The organism is Bacillus sp. SA1-12, from assembly GCF_000981385.1.
In the GTDB taxonomy this organism is placed as follows: Bacteria; Bacillota; Bacilli; order Bacillales; family Bacillaceae; genus Metabacillus.
In genome coordinates, this window is record NZ_LATZ01000119.1 from 451834 (window position 1) to 469038 (window position 17205).

Genomic DNA, 17205 nt, shown 5'->3' on the forward strand with positions numbered 1-17205 from the left:
ATAAATCTCATTTGAAAATATTTTGATTTATTAAAAATGAATTTTTTAACCATAATACCTGTCCAAACTATCTCCTTCTATTTTTCATAAAATGTATTGAATGGAATAAATGTGAAGGGGGGACATTTAATGTGTAGTTGGGATTCTAGTAAGAAGAAAGACAGTTGGAATTTCAGTAAGAAGAAAGATAGTTGTGATTCTAGTAATAAGAAAGACAGTTGGGATTTCAGTAAAAAGAAAGATAGTTGTGATTCTTGTAAGAAGAAAGACAGTTGGGATCTTAGTATGAAGAAAGAATGTTTTGCTTCTTGTAAGAAGAAAGATAAGAAAAAGGAACCTTGGTATAACTACTGGTACAATTGGTAAATCTTCTAGTAACGTTCTATCAAATAATCTAAACTAATAAGGTCACATTAGGGTTAACCAGTTCTTACTGGTTAACCTTTTTTGTATAGGAAAGCTAGTTTTCTTAACTTGATGATAGGGATTTACCAGGATGTATAGATACTGAATTGGATTACTGGTGTATGATGATCCAGGACTCCTATATCTTAGGAATTTCAAGTGCTACTCCTAGTGTCCATGGAAATAGTGGAGAAATGCGATGGAAAGATAAATTCGTTACTGATGAATGGGGAAGAATCCAACAGCATGAGGTAACAATTCCTGCTCAAAATAGATGAAGAAGGGAAGGTTATTACTCCAAAATACAAAGAAATACAGTGGAAGGTTAACCCCGATTGGAATCCGGAAAGAGAATATATATCTAGACTGAAGCGACCGGAGTGGGTTGCCATTGGGTTACAAGGTTAAATCTTAGTTATGGCACATGTCAACCAGGAGGTTACTGTAGTCCTAATGATGAAGGGATTGCCACAGCTGCAGAGACAGGCTACCGCGTTATGAAACGTACCGGGCCGAATCAAGTATTAGTGTTGATTAAATAAGTAACATCAAAGATTAATAATTGATATCATAACTAAAGAAGCCCTTCCTACTAGAAGGGCTTTATTAGTTAATTTGTCTTCTATTATCAAATTTAATGTAATGGAATCAAAAGGAGTAACACGCTCTATTTCTTCAACAGTCATTTTTTCTTCAAAATAATGCTTTGAAATAAGTGCTGTTTCAGCTTCAGTTAAGAATGTATTTACTATAAATAAACCCTCCCATTAACATTTGTCCTAAGTAAATTAGATCATAAGAGAATGAAGTTATTTTTATTTAATTATAAATATTTTGTAATTATTTAACTTTAATCCTATTTGCAATCAAGTTATTGTCTTTGTCCCTCACTATAGTAACGCGTCTTTTTGTATAGGGCCAGATTCTTAAATAAGAGAAGGGGTGATTAGAAAGTGAATCGCAGTTCTAAGTAATTCAATTAACGGACAGCTAACTGAAGAAGGATATTATCTTAATGATCAAGAATTAAAAGATAAATACTAGTAACTTCTTACATATGTAATAGTAATTCTTTTTTCTGAATAGAAAAGAAATGGAGGAAGAAAGATGATAGAGATTGAAGGGCAGGAAAATGAACAGATAGGTTTGGTATTTATTCAAGGTGCAGGCTTAGAAAGCCGTATTTGGGAACCAGTTGTATCAGAAATGAAAAGTCCCTTTTTACTAATTAATTTTCCTGAACGAGAAGGTGAGAACAGATTGCGGCAAAGTTTGACTCTTCAAGATTACAATGTTTATATAAAGCGACAAATTAAAGCTTGGAAAGTCAGAAAATTTGTTATTGTAGCACATTCTTTGGGGGGTGTCCTTGCTCTTAAAATTGCTAATGATCTGTCTGAGAGTCTGGTTGGCTTTATTGCAATTGGGGCGACTATTCCTAAAAATGGGGGATCATTCCTCTCAACTTTTCCATTTGCAAAACGTTTATTGATGAATGTACTTTTACGTGTATTTGGTACGCGACCACCTGAGTCAGCTATTCGTAAGGGACTTTGTAATGATCTTTCACCTGAGCGAGCAAACGAAGTAGTACGTGGTTTTATACCAGAGTCAATTCATATTTATACAGATCGAACAAAAGCAATCGTTCCAACAAATGTACCCAAGCTTTATATAAAGTTAGCAAAAGATCAAGAAATGAGTCTGTCCCAACAAGATAAAATGATCTCCAATCTTGCTCCACAGAAAATCGAAATACTAGAAACAGGTCATTTGCCCATGCTCATTAAACCTAACGAATTAAGGAATTCACTAAATGCATTTCTTGCTCAATGGGAACCCCATTAAAGGGCGCTTTTCTTGAGTCACGCCATTGGTGGGACCCCTTCTTCGTCTGAAAATGTCGTTTTTAATGCGACTTCCTATCTGGAGGTTCATTTATACTGCCCGATAGAAATATTGATTTTATAATGGCCGTAGACCAGAATCTCATCCAGCAGCTTGGACAGCTGATTTTGGTCAGGTACCTGGGCTTTTAAAATAAAACACGGCTCCCCGCTGACACGGTGAGCTTCTTTAATTTCATCTCGCTCCTGAATAAATTCCTGGAACTTCTTATGCCTGTAATCCTTCATCTTAACGATAATAAAAATGCAGTAAATGTTCCCCAGCAATTTTTCGTTCAGCCGGACCGTATACCCCTCTATGACCCCTATTTCCTCCAAACGCTGAATTCGATTTGATACAGCCACACCAGACAGATGGACAAGCTGCCCGATCTGTTTCCATTGCATTCTTGAGTTGCTTTGTAAACAGCGTATGATCTCCATATCGATGTGATCAATCATGTCAATCATCCTTTCATCGCTAAAGTACATCCTTTCATCACTAAAGTAAATGGGAGCAAACTCTTTCACCAATGTATGTAAAAGAAAAGGTACACATATTAGAATAATGATTAACCGGTTGTAGTTTTAGCGTACGTTTTTTCCGAAATGTTGTCTGTTTCCCTTTTTACGGTCAAAGTATCTAAATCTAAATAATTAGGAGTGGAGAATTTGGTAGTAAAAAAACTTTGTCTTTCAGCAATATGTTTTCTTTTCGTTTTGATGGTAATGGTACCAGCGACATATGCAGCAGAAAAAGATTATACAATTGAATCGTTCCACTATTTAACTGTAGATGGAAAAGATATGAATTCCATGGCCACAGTAAATAACAATTCCAACAAAGACATAAAAATAACCATGGTTCTGCCTAAACAGAATAAAAAAGGCGATTGGTTAGCGTATGGATTTACGAGCAGAGAAACTTTGCAGGCATTTATCAAAAAAGATAAACAAAGACAGAAACTTCAAAACAGAGTCGCGCAAAACGAAATCGGGATCATGGCCAGCGGTCCTTGTTGTACCGATTTCTATGAGGGTAAATATCAAACTGGATATTATATTTATTGGAGATACGGGTTTACAAACTTGCCTTCCAGCTGGAATGACAGAATTTCCTCCTTAAGTACAGCGTCACCTTCTTATAGCTATTCGACGACGCTATGGGAGCATACTTCATATCATGGGTATGGAAGAGGAGTTTTATTTAGACACTCTGATTGGTATGGTAAAACTGCTAATATGGCTTCGGATTGGGACAACAAAGCTTCGGCAATCGAAATCAAATATTAACGAGAGTTTTAAATCACTATTCTCTCATCGATTTAGAAGGAATGGGAGAATAGTGATTTTTTTGTAAATTTCGTCGCAACTTTCACCCTGGCACAAGCCGTCTTTGACTTTAGGTGAATTAAAGAATCTTCGATTGAATATCCTTTTTCAATACCGATAACATCGCTTATAAGTATAATAGAATTAGAAAAAAATGGAATGGTTAAATATTCCTTATTTTCGGGCAATTGAATAAGCAACAAAAAAGAATCTACGTTTGAAGATTCTTTTTTATTACTGATAAAGCCTCATTATGTAAACTAAATTTTTATAAAGTATTCATGTGGTATTTTGTGATAAGGAATATAGAAGAGATTTTTGTGGTTTTAGTTGCAATCCATATAGGATACATTTAAGTATGTATATTTGTCATATTTATCTATACTTTTATTTATTAAATGAAGTGATTCTATTGTTTCTTTTATTTCTTCTACAAGCTGAACTAACATTTGAACCATTTCTTCAATTTTACGTAGATCTATCATTCCTAAACCGCCTTACAACCTAGTCACTTTATGGCAACGATTCATTTGCTCTTATTTAAAATTTTAACTTAATTTAAATTTTTTTCACCGAAAATAATTCAAATTCCATATGCGTGATAGCGCAAAATAAACGAAATGGACCAATATATTTACCTTTAAAGAATTCACACAAGAAGGTGTAAAACTTTTATTTAAGTAACAAATTAAAATAGTAGAGACAATAATAAACTTTATATTAAATAAGTAAGAATTAGACTTAGTTTAATAATACATAGTCCTATGTCCACTACTGAGCACCTCATCAACTGTCAGGATTCTTTAGAAAACAAAAACGTTGATAAAACAATGATATATGATCCTACATAATTGATAAGAAACACAAAGTAACGCCAAATCCTTGATAGATATAGGTTTGGTGTTTTTGTTTTCTTCTTAAAATTGACTTTATATTAACTTACTAATGGTCAAACGCATTTCAAATTGAATATTACATAAATGAATATGAGTGAAGTGAGGGTGAATTAAAAGATCTTTACGGAGCATTTTAGAAATATTTGCACAAATAGGAGTAGAAACAAGCGATGTTATTACAATATCTAGTCAAGGGAGAGGATCAAATGACTAAATTAGTAATAAAAATTAAAAAACAATGGGTTGTAGCTTTTGTAGCATTTGAGTTGTTATGTTCAATTTTTATACCTCAAGCCGATGCAACTACTTCTTCGATAATCAATACAAATACATCACAAAACACATCTTCTTATTTGTTACAAACTTCTAAAGGTAATGAGAAAGGCATTACAACATTTGCCACAACGGGATTACCTTGGTACTTTTCCTATGCATTTGATTCAAATTTAGATGGAGCTACTAAATTTTATTATGATTCCAGAAAAGGTCGATTAAATATATACATGTCTTCTAGAATTCCATATCTCGACTATGGGGATTATGGTTATTCAGGGGACTTTAAAGTAACCTTAATGAAGATTGATCTAATAAATGGTTATAGTTATGCGGTTAGCCATGCAGGTTACCTGCGAAATAAACTAAAATCAGTTACTTTTACTTATCAATATAGTGGAGCACGATTATCTTCTGGTTATTATTGGTTAAAATTCTCAAATCCAAAACCACATCATTATATAACCGGAAGTGGAAAAGCTTATTATGTAAATTAAAATAAAATTTACTGCAATATAACTTTAATGTTGCTAAATCAAATGGAGGAGAAAAAATGACATTATCTAAAAAGGTTAATAGAAAATGGCTATTACCGTTTATTTTATTGTGTTCTTTAGTTCTATCCATACTTCCATCAAAAAGTGCATTAGCAGGAACTTTAGGACCAGGATTCGGAGAAGCTACTTATGGTGGAACTTTTTATAGCCTTTGTAACTGAAGATGGAGAGTTTGATGGGGCAGCTTGGGTTCTTAATACGGGACAGAATATAATGATACGATAAGTCGATTTATATTCAATAAACAAGAACTCTGGATATAAGAAGCCAATTTATAGTAATCCATCGATGTTACGGGTACGTCTATGTAATGAATCTACTGGAAGTTGTACAGTATATAAGTTTTTTTACTGGGGATCATTTAAGGGAACATCTGGTTATTTTGCTTCATTTACAAATATGAAAGCTGGAAATTATCAGATAGATATTATAGATACATGGCCTAGTTATAGATTTAGCGGACAGTTACACGAAACTTATTATTGATGTAATTCATACTATTTAGCCCCCTTTGATAAGGTGGCTTTTTTATTTTCATAAATGTGTTCTAACCTTAATATTGAACCTAACCAAAAGTTAGTCCCATTGTAGAAAATCCCACGGTTGAAAAGTGATAAAGTTAAATGATCTGAAATTCATTCAATGTAATTAAACCTCTATTTTATTACATTCATATTTTCATAAAGGGATAGTAAACCTTTGAATGACTAATTCCAAAGGTTTTATTCCTATAACATCTGATTATGTGAATTTATTTGAAGGTCATGCGTATTTCACATGTATAGTTACTTTTCATGCAGTAACTCTATCACTTAACCGTATAGGTAGGAGCAATGCTCTAGATAGAAACTAGTACTATCTTTACCCAAAAAAGAACGTCGTTTTCTTAATTTGTAAGAACGCGACGTTCTTCTTTGGGATTTAATCATTGTTTACTTATAAAACTATCTTTTTTTGTAGTTTTTAATCGTTTCATACGAGCCGTCATTCAATAATTTAAACATTGATATAGCAGGAGTCAAGTTCGCTTCTATGATCCAAACCTTACCTACCTGGTCAATTCCTAGATCGATTCCATAAACCCGTTTTTTTCTATAATACTTTGCTAATTGATTAGCAATTAATATTGATACCTGATCTATATTGGCTATAATATCCGATATTTGCTTATTATTTATCGCTGAACTTTCAATAGCATCTTCAATTGATAATATGTCCTTTGCTACATTCGTAACAACATAGTTATTGGCTGCTACCTTTGCAAGTTTACCAGTAATAACCCATTTTGATGAATGTTTCTTGCGTTGAACCATTACCCGAATATCAAATGGATTATTTTTAATCCTTGCAAGAGGAATCCGTTTTTGAACAATATAACTCTGGCTTTTTTGGGGGAAGTGATTCTCCTTTAAGTAATCATAAATATCCTCTTTTCCATCTATCATTATTTTTCGATCATCAATATAAAGTTCGAAGTCTACATCGTTTAACTTTGTAATTTGAATAATTCCTTTTCCTTGATAACCAAAGCAAGGCTTTACCATAATTTGATTATACTTATCTAACATATTAGTTAAGGAATTTCTATTTAAATATTGAGTATCAGGCAGAAATGAAGAAAGTCTTGGTTCTTTTGACATCATTTTATATTTAGTCCATTTTCCAGTAGAAACACGCCTCATCCTACATCCCCTTTTTAAAAAATTTATCAGCATAATCCTTTTTATATTATATTTTGAAAAAGTAAAATTTCTTGTACCAATTAATAAATTGGATAGATTGTATGAAAAAAACGTCATACAAAAAAGAACGTCGTTTTCTTAATTAGTAAGAAAGCGACGTTCTCTTTTGCGATTTTTAAATTTTTAGCAACATCGTTTGTTGTACAATATCCCTTCATTCTGCTCATTTTAGACAAAAAAACGTATGTCTTTTTAATCAATTGTATAAAAACCGAGGCAAAAGAATCAAACCGTCCCTGTGTTTCCTTAGCGCAGCATTAAACGGTTTTCATATCTTAATTACGGAAATGTTAACTAGTTTTGTATAGAATATTCATGTAGTGTGATAGGGAATATAAGTGGAGATTTTTGTGGTTTTAGTTGTAGTCCATTTAGGATACATTTAGGTATGTATATTTGTCATATTTATCTATACTTTTATTTATTAAATGAAGTGATTCTATTGTTTCTTTTATTTCTTCTTCAAGCTGAACTAACATTTGAGCCATTTCTTCAATTTTACGGAGATCTATCATTCCTACACCTCCTTACAACCTAGTCACTTTATGGCAAACGATTCATTTGCTCTTACTTAAAATTTTAACTTAATTTAAATTTTTTTCACCGAAAATAATTCAAATTTCATATGCGTGATGGCGCAAAATAAACGAAATAGTCCTAATGTATTCATTTTTCGAAAAATCCACAAAAAAGGAATAAAGCTTTTTATTCAAGTAACAAATTAAAATACTTTATTAAATAAGTAAGAATTAGTCTTAGATTAATAATGCATATGCCTATTGTACTGACAAGTCACCCAGTGAAAACCAACAGAATTAATTATCATGGCCATAAAATAAAGTTTTTAACATATTAGCCTTAAAATGTCTTTTTCTTTCAAAGTTATGTTAAACTTTATAAATATACCTATAAGGATTCTTCGACTTTTCTTAATCATCCCTTATAACAGGGAAGGAGGACTAGAAAATGGAGAAAATTAGCGTTTTCCTAGATGACTATCGGAAAGCACCCGAAGGTTATGTGTTAGCCGAGACAATTGACGAGTGTATAGAGCTCTTACAAACATATGATATTGAACATCTTTCTTTGGACCACGATTTAGTAAATAGAACCAGGAACGGTACTATGCTTGTTAAAATGATGGTTAAAGAAAAACTTTTTGCTAATCGCATTACTATTCACTCTGCCAATTCAGTCGGCGGTAAAGCTATGTTTAACTGCTTGAAACAAGCACAACATGATTCTATAATGCCCACTGACATCATTGTATCCTTAAGACCACTGCCCATCAATTACTTCCCGTCAGCTGTTCTGCAACATTATTTAGAAATACGGTAAACTCTTCCCATTACATCATCCATGAATATTCTCTGTAAATGAAATGAATTAGCCGGAATAAGTAAACTCGAGTTAACAAAAGGTAAGATAAAAAATTTTAAGGGGGCAACCTTATTACAGTTAAAGTTGCGTTGCCTAGCAAAATTGATAATTTGTCAAAGGTGCATCTGCTTCAAAGAAATCATACATAAGTAAAGAAAGAAGAGTACCAGGTTCAAAATATCTATGCAAATCAAAATATGCCGAGTTTTTCCAGAATCTCCTGTTTAGGAAGGTTCTCTCATCCGATTGTCTAGCTATTCAAGTACAAGCGGCCAAGCTTGTTCGTGCTTGTCACTAGATTCTTCATCAGGAAATCCTGCATGCGTAAGACGCATTCTAGTTCTGTTGCCAGAAGATTTAAGTTCTACCGTAATAACTGTTTCAGCTCCCCTTGAAAGCTTATCGAATGTGTTTGTTAATTAAATTCCAAAAATAAATAGCAGTTTAAATAATAGAAAAACAGAAACACAATTTATCCCGTAGGCTCAAATAAACAGTTCGCACCAAAATTTTATGTAAAGTTTTCAAATATATAATGTAATTAGTAAAATTGGGATGAAAAAAAGAAGCGTATCAATTACGCTTCAAAATAGAAGAAATGTTGGTTTTATTTTTAGTTATTCATCACTTTTAAAATATTAGTATCCTCTAAAAGATGTACCAACAATAATTAAAAGGATGAAAAGAACAACTACCAAAGCAAAATTAAGGCCATATCCATTTGACATCATGTATCACCTCCTTTTTTCAGGAGTTAATACATGTTATGTCAAGCTTTAATTCTTTGAAATAGCCAAACATGGAAATTTTGATGCAAATATTGATTTCATTATTTAACAGCACGCCATAATAAGAAAAATTCTTGGGTTGAAAAGATAAAAACCTTCCAATCATTATAATTTTAAGAAAACGGCAAAAAAAGAAAAAAGAGCAACCTTATGCAGCTCTATTTTTCTTTTTTCCACATCTAACACAATGGTGAGAGTAATAGCTGAATTTATGGTTTCTGGTAAAAAAACAAATTAAGGCCTTAATTTTCAACCAGACCAACTCCTTAATAATGACATATTTTGTAATCTTATCTTGATCTTACTATGAAAGGTTCAAATTTTAAATAAAAATAGTTTGACAAGTTTCTGTCAAAATCTACAAATACCGAGTTTGAATGAAAAAAGCGTTTCTCTTTAAAAAGGAATTGGTTTTAGGCAGGAGGTCTATTTTTTGAGTGGGATATAGGAGAAATGATAATAGTTCAATGCTTTTTTAGAAACAATAAATAAAAAGAAAGAAAAACGTTACAAAGTGAGGAGTTTTATGAAAAAGGTTGCCATGTTTTTCCTATGTTTTCATTTAGTAAGTCTTCCATCACAAGTTTTTGCTCAAGGAAAAGTCCCCATTTTAGTATATCATTCGATTGATGAGTTTAAAGGACAGGGTTCTAGGGAGTTATATGTAACCCCTAAGAATTTTGAGAAGCAAATGATTTATTTAAGAGACCAAGGCTATACGTTATTAACTTTTGAACGATGGCAAGACATTTATAAAGTTAACAAACCCATTTTCATTAGCTTTGATGATGGTTACAAAAACAATCTGAATGCATTTGCTATTTTTCAAAAATTGAAAAACGACCGCTTTAAACCAACTGGTACCGTATTTGTTATTTCTGACTTTATCGGTGGCTCCAACCGATTATCGGCATCAGATTTAAAAATGATGGCTGAATCGGGGATCATCTCTGTCCAGTCTCATACTGCTACACATCCTGATTTGACGAAAACAAAAAATTTTGAATATGAACTGAAAGGGTACAAAGATAAAATTCAAAGTATAACGGGCAAACCAGTTATTGCTCTCGCCTATCCTTACGGAAATTTCAGTAAAGAAATAATAGCGGAAACGAAGAAATTCTATTTGTTTGGACTAACAACAACTCCTGAATTATTTTCTGAGAAGGGCATTAAAGACGAAATCTATCTTTTACCTCGTATATATATCAAGTATTCAACTACTCTTGATGACTTTGCAAAGATAGTTGACGGAGAATGAAAGCGGTAAACTTACAGGTTATCGCTTTTACTTATTTAAATAAGGGAAAGAAACAGGAAAACAGGATGAGGTTAAATTAGTTAAGGTATTCCATTTTCATAAATGAAAAGGTAAAAAATATTAAAAGGATAGTAAATATGAATAATGATTTTTTGAGGGAAGGGGAGGGCACTTAGGTTATCACATTATTTGTTTTAGGGATTATTATATTAATTATAGTAATTATAACAACTATTGGTTCTTAAATAGCTTTTTTTGTTCTCTATCATTTTGTTTGAATAGGAATGTTCTCAGATAAAAAAGAGGGTATCAAATCAAAAAGGGTAAAGCTTTTTCCTTTCCCCATAGAGAGTAGAAAAAGGATTCTTTACCTTAACAATTGAATAATAAAAGAATAAAATGTGTATCTTTAAGGACGGTTAGTTATTTTGTATCGACAAGTAAGATAATATCCGTTCCTTTGTAATGGATTGCAAGTGTTTAGGATGAAATCAAGGTATATAAAACCCGGAACGATAAACGAATGCGGGAGCTGGTTGCTATAATGTAAGGAAGAGAAGCATCACGGAACAATTTCAAAAATAGTACCATGGTTAAAATCTGTCACTTTCATAGAGCCATAAACTCCTAAATATAATCTCGTTTGGTTTAGATTCGTTCCCAGAGCAACATAATAAGCAGATTGAGATCCTGAATGATAATCGGTTTCTATAACACTAAAATCATTTAGTTTACAATCTTGTCTTACCCTAGTATAAGCTAAAACACCTTTAACCGGCGTTTGAGATTTTTCCTTCCGGGCAATATCAGTAAACACAATGCTTCCCGTTAAAGCGGGGATTCCTTTCCCCATATAGGGATGAACTCCTGTAATGGCAGTTCCTCCAAACTTATCAAGTCGGGGATCATTATGGAAATAGCTGGTTAAAGGCTGTATCCGTCTCACAGAAGTTTTAATTGCTTCATTGTAATAGGCAATCGTTTTCTCATCCAGATTAGGATTTGCAGAGCATCCCCTCATAATCGAAGTAGGAAAAGCACCTTCCCAACCTCGCCAACCAAAGTTAATAAGCCCTTCTAGGTCAGCTTCTGAGTTCATTAAAGAAGCTTGAATAAGCTTGGAAACCGGAATTGGTTTATAATGAACGAATGAAAAAATGGACTCTACCAAATCCTGTCCGACATTTCCCACATATTTAATATATTGATCATAATACCTTTGATATGAAATCCCTGGTATATTGCGAACACCTATGGCCATTACCGTAAGGGTTTCTTGAATAGGTGCGGGGAGTTCATTAAAACGTGTGACGACTGGCGGATTATAGATGGATGTATTTTTAACTACATCTATTTCTATTATTTTACCCGCGATTTCCATCTCGTCCTGGCTTAAATTAAAAGGATCATAGCCTGATCCGCCATCTCCTGTTGTTAAAACTAGTTTTCCTGTTTCAGGTGAAAAGTTTAAGCTATTAAAACCATTATGATTAGAAAATGGTCTTCTTATGTTAAGTAATGTCCGTCGTTTTTGAGGTTGACCATTCGATTGTAAAATCCATTCTTCAACTGTATCAATATGATCATATTGATTATCTCTATTCGTCCATCTTAGGTTTAAAGTCTTGGGATCACAAGGGTTAGGATGAAAAGATTCTGGGAGAGCACCAGGACCTTGTGTTCCAGCTACTGAATAATGAAGATAAAATAAACCGTTATAATAAAAGTTGGGATGAAACGCCAGCCCAAGCAATCCACGCTCATCATATCCACCAGAAGCACCTAGTTTTATAATTCGCGTCCGAATATCTAAAAAGGTCCTAATATCCCCATTTCCTATGTAAAAGATTTCTCCTACTTGGGTTGCAATAAATAATCGTTCAATTGAGTCACCAGGAAGTATAGTTGTTTTTAAAACAGTGGGTAAATTAATCCTGCTTACAATGGGACGCAAACCAACTTTAACTTTTATCAACTAACTTTACACTCCTTCTAATTGTTTATCTCATTCTTAACGGGCAGTAAAACCCTTACCACAAGATTTTAGAAAAGCAAAAAAGATAGGTGGAGGATAACTGGCAGTATAGATGTCCCGCTATGCATCAGTGGGTGAAGAGGAAAACCCCCACTGATGCAGGTCTCGCTTTATAAGAATATGATTAGAACTGTTCTAATAGTACCAATAAAGGGCGAGGAATCTTCTTCCAATCCAGTGACAATCATTCTTTAGCAACAGGGGAGATGTTTCATTCCAGCGGTCTTTGAAGCAAAGGGCTCATTCTTCCGAGTTGTCTTAATTGCGTTTATATGAACATATGTATGAAATGACACCATCTAAAAAGTATTAGGATAGAAAAAGGACAACTTATCTTGAACAATTTCAAGCATAAACTTCTTGCACACTGCATTTACCTATAATGGAGGTGTCAGATGCGGTCATTTTTCAAAAAAGTTACAACTAGTTTTTCGGGTGATGAGTTTATCCCAACGATTGATAATAATTCTAAGACAATGCGGCTAGTAGTTGGTGCCCTTTTAGGCTCAATAGCGGTTATTTTTCAATCTGCGGGGATTTTCTCTGGGATTGGTTATATTCTGAGCATGATGAGTACCGGCCCGCTTGTGCTTGCTTGCCTAATGTCACTTAGAATAGGCGTGATGACTTATTTCCTAACCATATTTCTATTGGCTATTTTCCAGCCAAGTGAGCTATTGGTGTTCCTTTTTACAACAGGGTTATTAGGACTCAGTTTAGGCATTGGGCTTAAGTATTTAAAGAGAAGCATACTCATTATTTCATTTGCAGCTGTATGTTTAACACTAGGTATAAGTATTTTATTATATGGACTTAAATTTTCTATACTGGGACCATCGATAACAACTCATTTTAATAGTATGGTTATTTTAGGGATTTTCGCTTTCTCCATATTGTATAGCTGGATTTGGAAAAAAGTAAGTATCTCTGCTTTTAAAGGTCTCAATAAAGTTTTTTCCCGATCATGATTTTATCGAAATAAGGTTTAACTAAGAAAGAAACAGTTAGAGATCTTTGTACATGCAGAAAGAAGTGGGAATGGAGAAGTGTTTATACTGTTACCTGTTAAGCAACCGATAATGAAGAAACACAGTTACCGTTTCCCAGGTTATTGTGGTGAAACACGATCATACCAAAAAAAAGTAAATATGGTAGTTATGAGTTGAGCATTTTTTTCATTCGACAAACGAAACGGTTGATAAAGAGTGATGTTTAATCATTTTAACAAACGGTTCATTTTATGAAATAGAACTAGAAAACAGTCATCCTGCCAACAAAACGCGTAAAAATTACGCTAAGCTAACTTCAACCATGTAAAAAGCCGATTTTTCCTATAATAAGGAATGATCGGCTTTTGTTTTCTCATCAAAAATTCTTATATAACGTACTTTTGAGGTGTTAAGAATAAAAGGATTACTATCACCTTTTACGATAAAAAAATCACAGCGTTCTATCCTTTTTAATATTTCTTGTAAAACATCATCTTTCTGTATACTTGATGTTTTACTTATCTTTCCCCACTTAATATCATCATCAAGTGTATAACATACCCTGAATTCTTTTAACAATATAATCTTCCCCTCAGTTGCTCAATAACTACTAATATTCTACTTTTTAAATACATTAGATATACAAGAAATAAAGAGTAATACAGATAATGATAACGCCAATCCTGCAATTACTTTCATTAGGAATCCACCAGTTGTATTAATAAATATTTTATTAATTCCAAACCAAAACCCTATTATAAGTAATAATAAATCTAGTAATTTAATATTAATTTCTCTCACTCCATGTACAAATTCTTTATTTCTACAATTTAATACCAAAGAAAAATCTTTTTATAATAATTGTTATCTTCATTATTCAAATTTCTAATTAAATTAAGATGTTGAAAAAAATTTAAAAAACTGTTTTCTTTCTAAAATATTTTCTCGGAGAAACTATTTTTTTCGAGGGTAAAATGGGAAAAGAATGCAAAATATCTAGATATTTTGAGGAAATGTGTCGAAAAAATGGAAAATCAACCCATTAACTAAAGAGGTTTCCCTACAAAAAATGAGCTTTTTTTAGATAATTAGACTGTATTGAGATGTTATTATATTGTGCTATGATTTTTTAGGCTGCTAAAAATTCTACGTTTAATATAATAAAAGTTAAGGAGATCACGTCTGTTTTACAAAGTAGTGTGATGATAAGGAGGTGAAATCATGCTTAAAAAAGCAACCGGTTTAATAGCATTTATCTTAGTTTGCATTCTGTTAGGAAAACCTGCAATGGCTGAAACATACATAATTCAACCTGAAGATACCCTTTCAAAAATTTCAGACAAGTATGGAATAACGGAAGATAGGATTGTTAACTTGAATAGATTAGATTCTACCGTTCTTGAGCCGGGACAACAGTTAGAAATTCCAAAAACGTACATAGTTAGCAAAGGGGACACACTCTATAAAATTTCAATTAAACTGGATTGTACTTTGTCGGAGCTAATACGAGCAAACTCCCAAATTGAAAATCCCAAGATGATTTACCCGGATCAAATCATAAATGTACCAATAAAAAATGAAAAAGTTTATATGGGAAGTCCTAGTAAGAAAAGAATCGCACTTACCTTTGACGACGGTCCGGAAAATATTTATACCCCGCAAATTTTAGATATTTTAAGACAAAAGGATGTGAAGGCCACATTCTTTGTAGTAGGGAAGCAGGCCAGGGAGTATCCTGAACAGCTGAAACAGATTTACAAAGAGGGACATGCCATAGGCAACCATACTTGGGATCACCCGCATTTACCTGATCTCTCGGATCAAGAATTGAAGGATACCATACAGGCTACTTCTGAAGAAATAAAGAAAATTACAGGGGTGAAACCAAATTTATTCCGACCCCCGTACGGAGAATTTGAGGATCGACAGATAGCTCTCCTTAATAAACAAGGCTACCGTTCGATCATTTGGACAGCTGATACAAAGGACTGGAGCGGAGTGTCTGCAGAAGAAATTGTGTCAAGAGTAAAGAAAGAAGCGAGACCTGGAGTTATCATTCTTCAACATAACTACCATGTTTCAGGGGAATTTGAGACTGTTAAAGCACTTCCTGAAATCATTGATTATTTACGAGCACAGGGCTACGAGTTTGTTACCGTTCCAACAATCTTAGGTAATAAGAATCAAAAATAACAACAAAAAATGATGCTGGGTATCCTCTATAAGATACTCAGCATTTTTTTAGATATTAGCAATTGGTTGGAGCATTTTTTTGATTTTTAATTTATTCTTCTGTTATTTTTTTACCTTTTTTCTTAGTAATTAAAAAAGCATTATTTGAATGGTAGAGAACCTATTAACTTTTTGGTCTTTATTTTTTTCGTTTTGCGATGAGTGGTATCTAGTAAGTATAATAGGATTGAATGCTGGCAGGCTTTCTGCTAGTAAATAAAGTAATAGTAAGGAGACCGCTATGCAAAAAATAGTTCCGCATATATGGTATGACAAAGAAGCGAAGGAAGCCGCGATGTTTTACACTAGTTTATTTGACGATTCTACATTATTAAATGTGACAGTTCTTGAAGATACTCCTTCTGGAGACTCGGAATATGTAAGCTTTGAGTTGGCCGGACAACGATTCGATGCAATAAGTGCAGGTCCTTACTTTAAATTTAATCCATCCATTTCCTTGATGGTGGCATGTTCTTCTAAAGAAGAAGTAAATGCAAAATGGAATGCTTTCATTGAAGGCGGGACCGAATTAATGCCACTGGGTGAATATCCTTTTAGCAAGTGGTATGGCTGGGTTCAGGATCGATTTGGGTTGTCTTGGCAGTTGATGCTTATGGATAAAGAACAAACTGTTCAAAAAATTACCCCGAACTTTCTTTTTTCAAGTGATTCATGCGGGAAAGCTGAAGAAGCAGTTAAGTACTACGTGGAAATATTTGTAGATTCAGGAATAGAGATAATCAGCAGATATGGAGAAGGAGAAGCGGCGTCGCCGGAGGCAAAAGTAAATTATGCTGGTTTCAACCTTGGCGATATTCATTTTTCAGCAATGGATAATGCCTTTGGCGCAGATTTCAATTTTAACGAAGCATTTTCATTCATGATAAATTGCAAAAATCAGGAAGAAATTGATTACTTTTGGAATAGACTTTCTGCGGTACCTGAGGCAGAGCAATGCGGATGGGTAAAGGATCCATTTGGCGTTTCATGGCAGATTGTTCCGGAAAACATGGATGAGGTCATGTTTAAAGGCTCAAGTGATGGAATCAAGAGATTGATAAAGGAACTCTTAAAAATGAAAAAAATTGATATTGCTGCATTGGAAAATGCCCGCTTTGAAAGTTGATCAAATAGGAAAAAAACAGCTGCAAAAATCACCTTAATAGGCGGAAGCAAATAGAATAATATTACATTTAAAAAATAAGTCTGATTATAGCACCAGCTAATAATTTTGCTCAAAGACTATATGAAAAGAAATGGATAAATATAGGATTCGCCATTTTATCATAATGAATGAAATTTGACTTAATAATGATCTAATAGATTGTTCAACTTTAGGGCGCTTATCTCTCATATAGATAGCGTCCATTTTTTATGTTAAGGGCCATATTGTAAAAAAATACAATATAGATTGACTAGTTTTGAAATA

19 protein-coding genes and 1 pseudogene are annotated in these 17205 nt (G+C 33.2%); 12 read left to right on the top strand and 8 right to left on the bottom strand.

Going from position 1 to position 17205, the window contains the following annotated elements; genetic code table 11:
• Nucleotides 1–129: 129 nt before the first annotated feature.
• From WQ54_RS21620 to WQ54_RS21625, 4 genes are all read left to right on the top strand, one after another.
• Nucleotides 130–366 carry a hypothetical protein gene (locus tag WQ54_RS21620; RefSeq protein WP_046587172.1) on the top strand — a complete coding sequence of 79 codons (237 nt, stop codon included), beginning with the start codon at nucleotides 130–132 and terminating at the stop codon, nucleotides 364–366.
• Nucleotides 367–527: 161 nt separating this feature from the next.
• Nucleotides 528–683 carry a hypothetical protein gene (locus WQ54_RS32955; RefSeq protein ID WP_084822246.1) on the top strand — a complete coding sequence of 52 codons (156 nt, stop codon included), beginning with the start codon at nucleotides 528–530 and terminating at the stop codon, nucleotides 681–683.
• Nucleotides 684–717: 34 nt separating this feature from the next.
• Nucleotides 718–813, top strand: coding sequence for a peptidase G2 autoproteolytic cleavage domain-containing protein (locus tag WQ54_RS32960; RefSeq protein ID WP_231597614.1), 96 nt, complete (start codon nucleotides 718–720; stop codon nucleotides 811–813).
• Nucleotides 814–1512: 699 nt separating this feature from the next.
• Complete coding sequence (locus WQ54_RS21625) at nucleotides 1513–2253, top strand: alpha/beta fold hydrolase (protein ID WP_231597605.1); 741 nt, start codon at nucleotides 1513–1515, stop codon at nucleotides 2251–2253.
• Between the two features lie 86 nt (nucleotides 2254–2339).
• On the opposite strand, the gene WQ54_RS21630 is transcribed toward WQ54_RS21625, so the two are convergent.
• A complete protein-coding gene (locus WQ54_RS21630; RefSeq protein WP_046587173.1) occupies nucleotides 2340–2753 on the bottom strand; it encodes an Lrp/AsnC family transcriptional regulator in 414 nt (137 codons plus the stop codon).
• Nucleotides 2754–3014: 261 nt separating this feature from the next.
• Here WQ54_RS21630 and WQ54_RS21635 point away from each other — a divergent pair, with 261 nt between their 5' ends.
• Nucleotides 3015–3584, top strand: coding sequence for a hypothetical protein (locus WQ54_RS21635; protein WP_046587384.1), 570 nt, complete (start codon nucleotides 3015–3017; stop codon nucleotides 3582–3584).
• Between the two features lie 365 nt (nucleotides 3585–3949).
• Here WQ54_RS21635 and WQ54_RS21640 read toward each other — a convergent pair whose 3' ends face one another.
• Complete coding sequence (locus WQ54_RS21640; RefSeq protein ID WP_156178047.1) at nucleotides 3950–4108, bottom strand: DegQ family regulator; 159 nt, start codon at nucleotides 4106–4108, stop codon at nucleotides 3950–3952.
• Between the two features lie 617 nt (nucleotides 4109–4725).
• On the opposite strand from WQ54_RS21640, the gene WQ54_RS21645 reads away from it, so the two are divergent.
• Together WQ54_RS21645 and WQ54_RS33865 are read left to right on the top strand one after the other, a co-directional pair.
• Nucleotides 4726–5289, top strand: coding sequence for a hypothetical protein (locus WQ54_RS21645; RefSeq protein WP_156178048.1), 564 nt, complete (start codon nucleotides 4726–4728; stop codon nucleotides 5287–5289).
• 56 nt (nucleotides 5290–5345) lie between these two features.
• Complete coding sequence (locus WQ54_RS33865; protein ID WP_156178049.1) at nucleotides 5346–5510, top strand: hypothetical protein; 165 nt, start codon at nucleotides 5346–5348, stop codon at nucleotides 5508–5510.
• A gap of 783 nt (nucleotides 5511–6293) precedes the next feature.
• Here WQ54_RS33865 and WQ54_RS21650 read toward each other — a convergent pair.
• Both WQ54_RS21650 and WQ54_RS21655 read right to left on the bottom strand, forming a co-directional pair.
• Nucleotides 6294–7031, bottom strand: coding sequence for a YheC/YheD family protein (locus WQ54_RS21650; RefSeq protein WP_046587176.1), 738 nt, complete (start codon nucleotides 7029–7031; stop codon nucleotides 6294–6296).
• A gap of 431 nt (nucleotides 7032–7462) precedes the next feature.
• Nucleotides 7463–7606: a DegQ family regulator gene (locus WQ54_RS21655; protein WP_156178050.1), complete on the bottom strand. Its 144-nt coding sequence runs from the start codon at nucleotides 7604–7606 to the stop codon at nucleotides 7463–7465.
• A 451-nt stretch (nucleotides 7607–8057) separates the two neighbouring features.
• On the opposite strand from WQ54_RS21655, the gene WQ54_RS21660 reads away from it, so the two are divergent.
• Complete coding sequence (locus tag WQ54_RS21660; protein ID WP_046587178.1) at nucleotides 8058–8429, top strand: cyclic-phosphate processing receiver domain-containing protein; 372 nt, start codon at nucleotides 8058–8060, stop codon at nucleotides 8427–8429.
• Between the two features lie 296 nt (nucleotides 8430–8725).
• Here WQ54_RS21660 and WQ54_RS32965 read toward each other — a convergent pair.
• Both WQ54_RS32965 and WQ54_RS32970 read right to left on the bottom strand, forming a co-directional pair.
• Nucleotides 8726–8863, bottom strand: a pseudogene (locus WQ54_RS32965) (SRPBCC domain-containing protein); the annotation flags it as partial.
• 246 nt (nucleotides 8864–9109) lie between these two features.
• Complete coding sequence (locus WQ54_RS32970) at nucleotides 9110–9202, bottom strand: YjcZ family sporulation protein (protein ID WP_046587179.1); 93 nt, start codon at nucleotides 9200–9202, stop codon at nucleotides 9110–9112.
• Between the two features lie 583 nt (nucleotides 9203–9785).
• On the opposite strand from WQ54_RS32970, the gene WQ54_RS21670 reads away from it, so the two are divergent.
• The gene (locus tag WQ54_RS21670) at nucleotides 9786–10520 is read left to right on the top strand and encodes a polysaccharide deacetylase family protein (RefSeq protein ID WP_052737902.1); all 735 of its coding nucleotides are present in this window, start codon (nucleotides 9786–9788) and stop codon (nucleotides 10518–10520) included.
• A 562-nt stretch (nucleotides 10521–11082) separates the two neighbouring features.
• Here the strand turns inward: WQ54_RS21670 and WQ54_RS21675 are convergent.
• A complete protein-coding gene (locus WQ54_RS21675; RefSeq protein ID WP_046587181.1) occupies nucleotides 11083–12495 on the bottom strand; it encodes a sorbosone dehydrogenase family protein in 1413 nt (470 codons plus the stop codon).
• Between the two features lie 455 nt (nucleotides 12496–12950).
• Here WQ54_RS21675 and WQ54_RS21680 point away from each other — a divergent pair, with 455 nt between their 5' ends.
• Nucleotides 12951–13523 (top strand): hypothetical protein, encoded by a 573-nt coding sequence (locus WQ54_RS21680; protein WP_052737903.1) that lies wholly within the window; start codon nucleotides 12951–12953, stop codon nucleotides 13521–13523.
• Between the two features lie 363 nt (nucleotides 13524–13886).
• Here the strand turns inward: WQ54_RS21680 and WQ54_RS21685 are convergent, their stop codons facing one another.
• Nucleotides 13887–14123 (bottom strand): hypothetical protein, encoded by a 237-nt coding sequence (locus WQ54_RS21685; RefSeq protein WP_046587183.1) that lies wholly within the window; start codon nucleotides 14121–14123, stop codon nucleotides 13887–13889.
• Nucleotides 14124–14765: 642 nt separating this feature from the next.
• Here WQ54_RS21685 and WQ54_RS32070 point away from each other — a divergent pair.
• Both WQ54_RS32070 and WQ54_RS21695 read left to right on the top strand, forming a co-directional pair.
• Complete coding sequence (locus WQ54_RS32070; protein WP_052737904.1) at nucleotides 14766–15737, top strand: polysaccharide deacetylase family protein; 972 nt, start codon at nucleotides 14766–14768, stop codon at nucleotides 15735–15737.
• A 280-nt stretch (nucleotides 15738–16017) separates the two neighbouring features.
• Entirely contained in the window at nucleotides 16018–16902 is an 885-nt protein-coding gene (locus WQ54_RS21695) for a VOC family protein (RefSeq protein WP_046587184.1), read from the top strand.
• Nucleotides 16903–17205 lie beyond the last annotated feature (303 nt).

What these genes read in the sequence shown, in the direction of transcription:
- WQ54_RS21620 (WP_046587172.1), top strand. Translation starts at nt 130, where the DNA reads ATGTGTAGTTGGGATTCTAGTAAGAAGAAAGACAGTTGGAATTTCAGT.
- WQ54_RS32955 (WP_084822246.1), top strand. Translation starts at nt 528, where the DNA reads ATGATGATCCAGGACTCCTATATCTTAGGAATTTCAAGTGCTACTCCT.
- WQ54_RS21625 (WP_231597605.1), top strand. Translation starts at nt 1,513, where the DNA reads ATGATAGAGATTGAAGGGCAGGAAAATGAACAGATAGGTTTGGTATTT.
- WQ54_RS21630 (WP_046587173.1), bottom strand. Translation starts at nt 2,753, where the DNA reads ATGATTGATCACATCGATATGGAGATCATACGCTGTTTACAAAGCAAC.
- WQ54_RS21635 (WP_046587384.1), top strand. Translation starts at nt 3,015, where the DNA reads ATGGTAATGGTACCAGCGACATATGCAGCAGAAAAAGATTATACAATT.
- WQ54_RS21640 (WP_156178047.1), bottom strand. Translation starts at nt 4,108, where the DNA reads ATGATAGATCTACGTAAAATTGAAGAAATGGTTCAAATGTTAGTTCAG.
- WQ54_RS21645 (WP_156178048.1), top strand. Translation starts at nt 4,726, where the DNA reads ATGACTAAATTAGTAATAAAAATTAAAAAACAATGGGTTGTAGCTTTT.
- WQ54_RS33865 (WP_156178049.1), top strand. Translation starts at nt 5,346, where the DNA reads ATGACATTATCTAAAAAGGTTAATAGAAAATGGCTATTACCGTTTATT.
- WQ54_RS21650 (WP_046587176.1), bottom strand. Translation starts at nt 7,031, where the DNA reads ATGAGGCGTGTTTCTACTGGAAAATGGACTAAATATAAAATGATGTCA.
- WQ54_RS21655 (WP_156178050.1), bottom strand. Translation starts at nt 7,606, where the DNA reads ATGATAGATCTCCGTAAAATTGAAGAAATGGCTCAAATGTTAGTTCAG.
- WQ54_RS21660 (WP_046587178.1), top strand. Translation starts at nt 8,058, where the DNA reads ATGGAGAAAATTAGCGTTTTCCTAGATGACTATCGGAAAGCACCCGAA.
- WQ54_RS32970 (WP_046587179.1), bottom strand. Translation starts at nt 9,202, where the DNA reads ATGATGTCAAATGGATATGGCCTTAATTTTGCTTTGGTAGTTGTTCTT.
- WQ54_RS21670 (WP_052737902.1), top strand. Translation starts at nt 9,786, where the DNA reads ATGAAAAAGGTTGCCATGTTTTTCCTATGTTTTCATTTAGTAAGTCTT.
- WQ54_RS21680 (WP_052737903.1), top strand. Translation starts at nt 12,951, where the DNA reads ATGCGGTCATTTTTCAAAAAAGTTACAACTAGTTTTTCGGGTGATGAG.
- WQ54_RS32070 (WP_052737904.1), top strand. Translation starts at nt 14,766, where the DNA reads ATGCTTAAAAAAGCAACCGGTTTAATAGCATTTATCTTAGTTTGCATT.
- WQ54_RS21695 (WP_046587184.1), top strand. Translation starts at nt 16,018, where the DNA reads ATGCAAAAAATAGTTCCGCATATATGGTATGACAAAGAAGCGAAGGAA.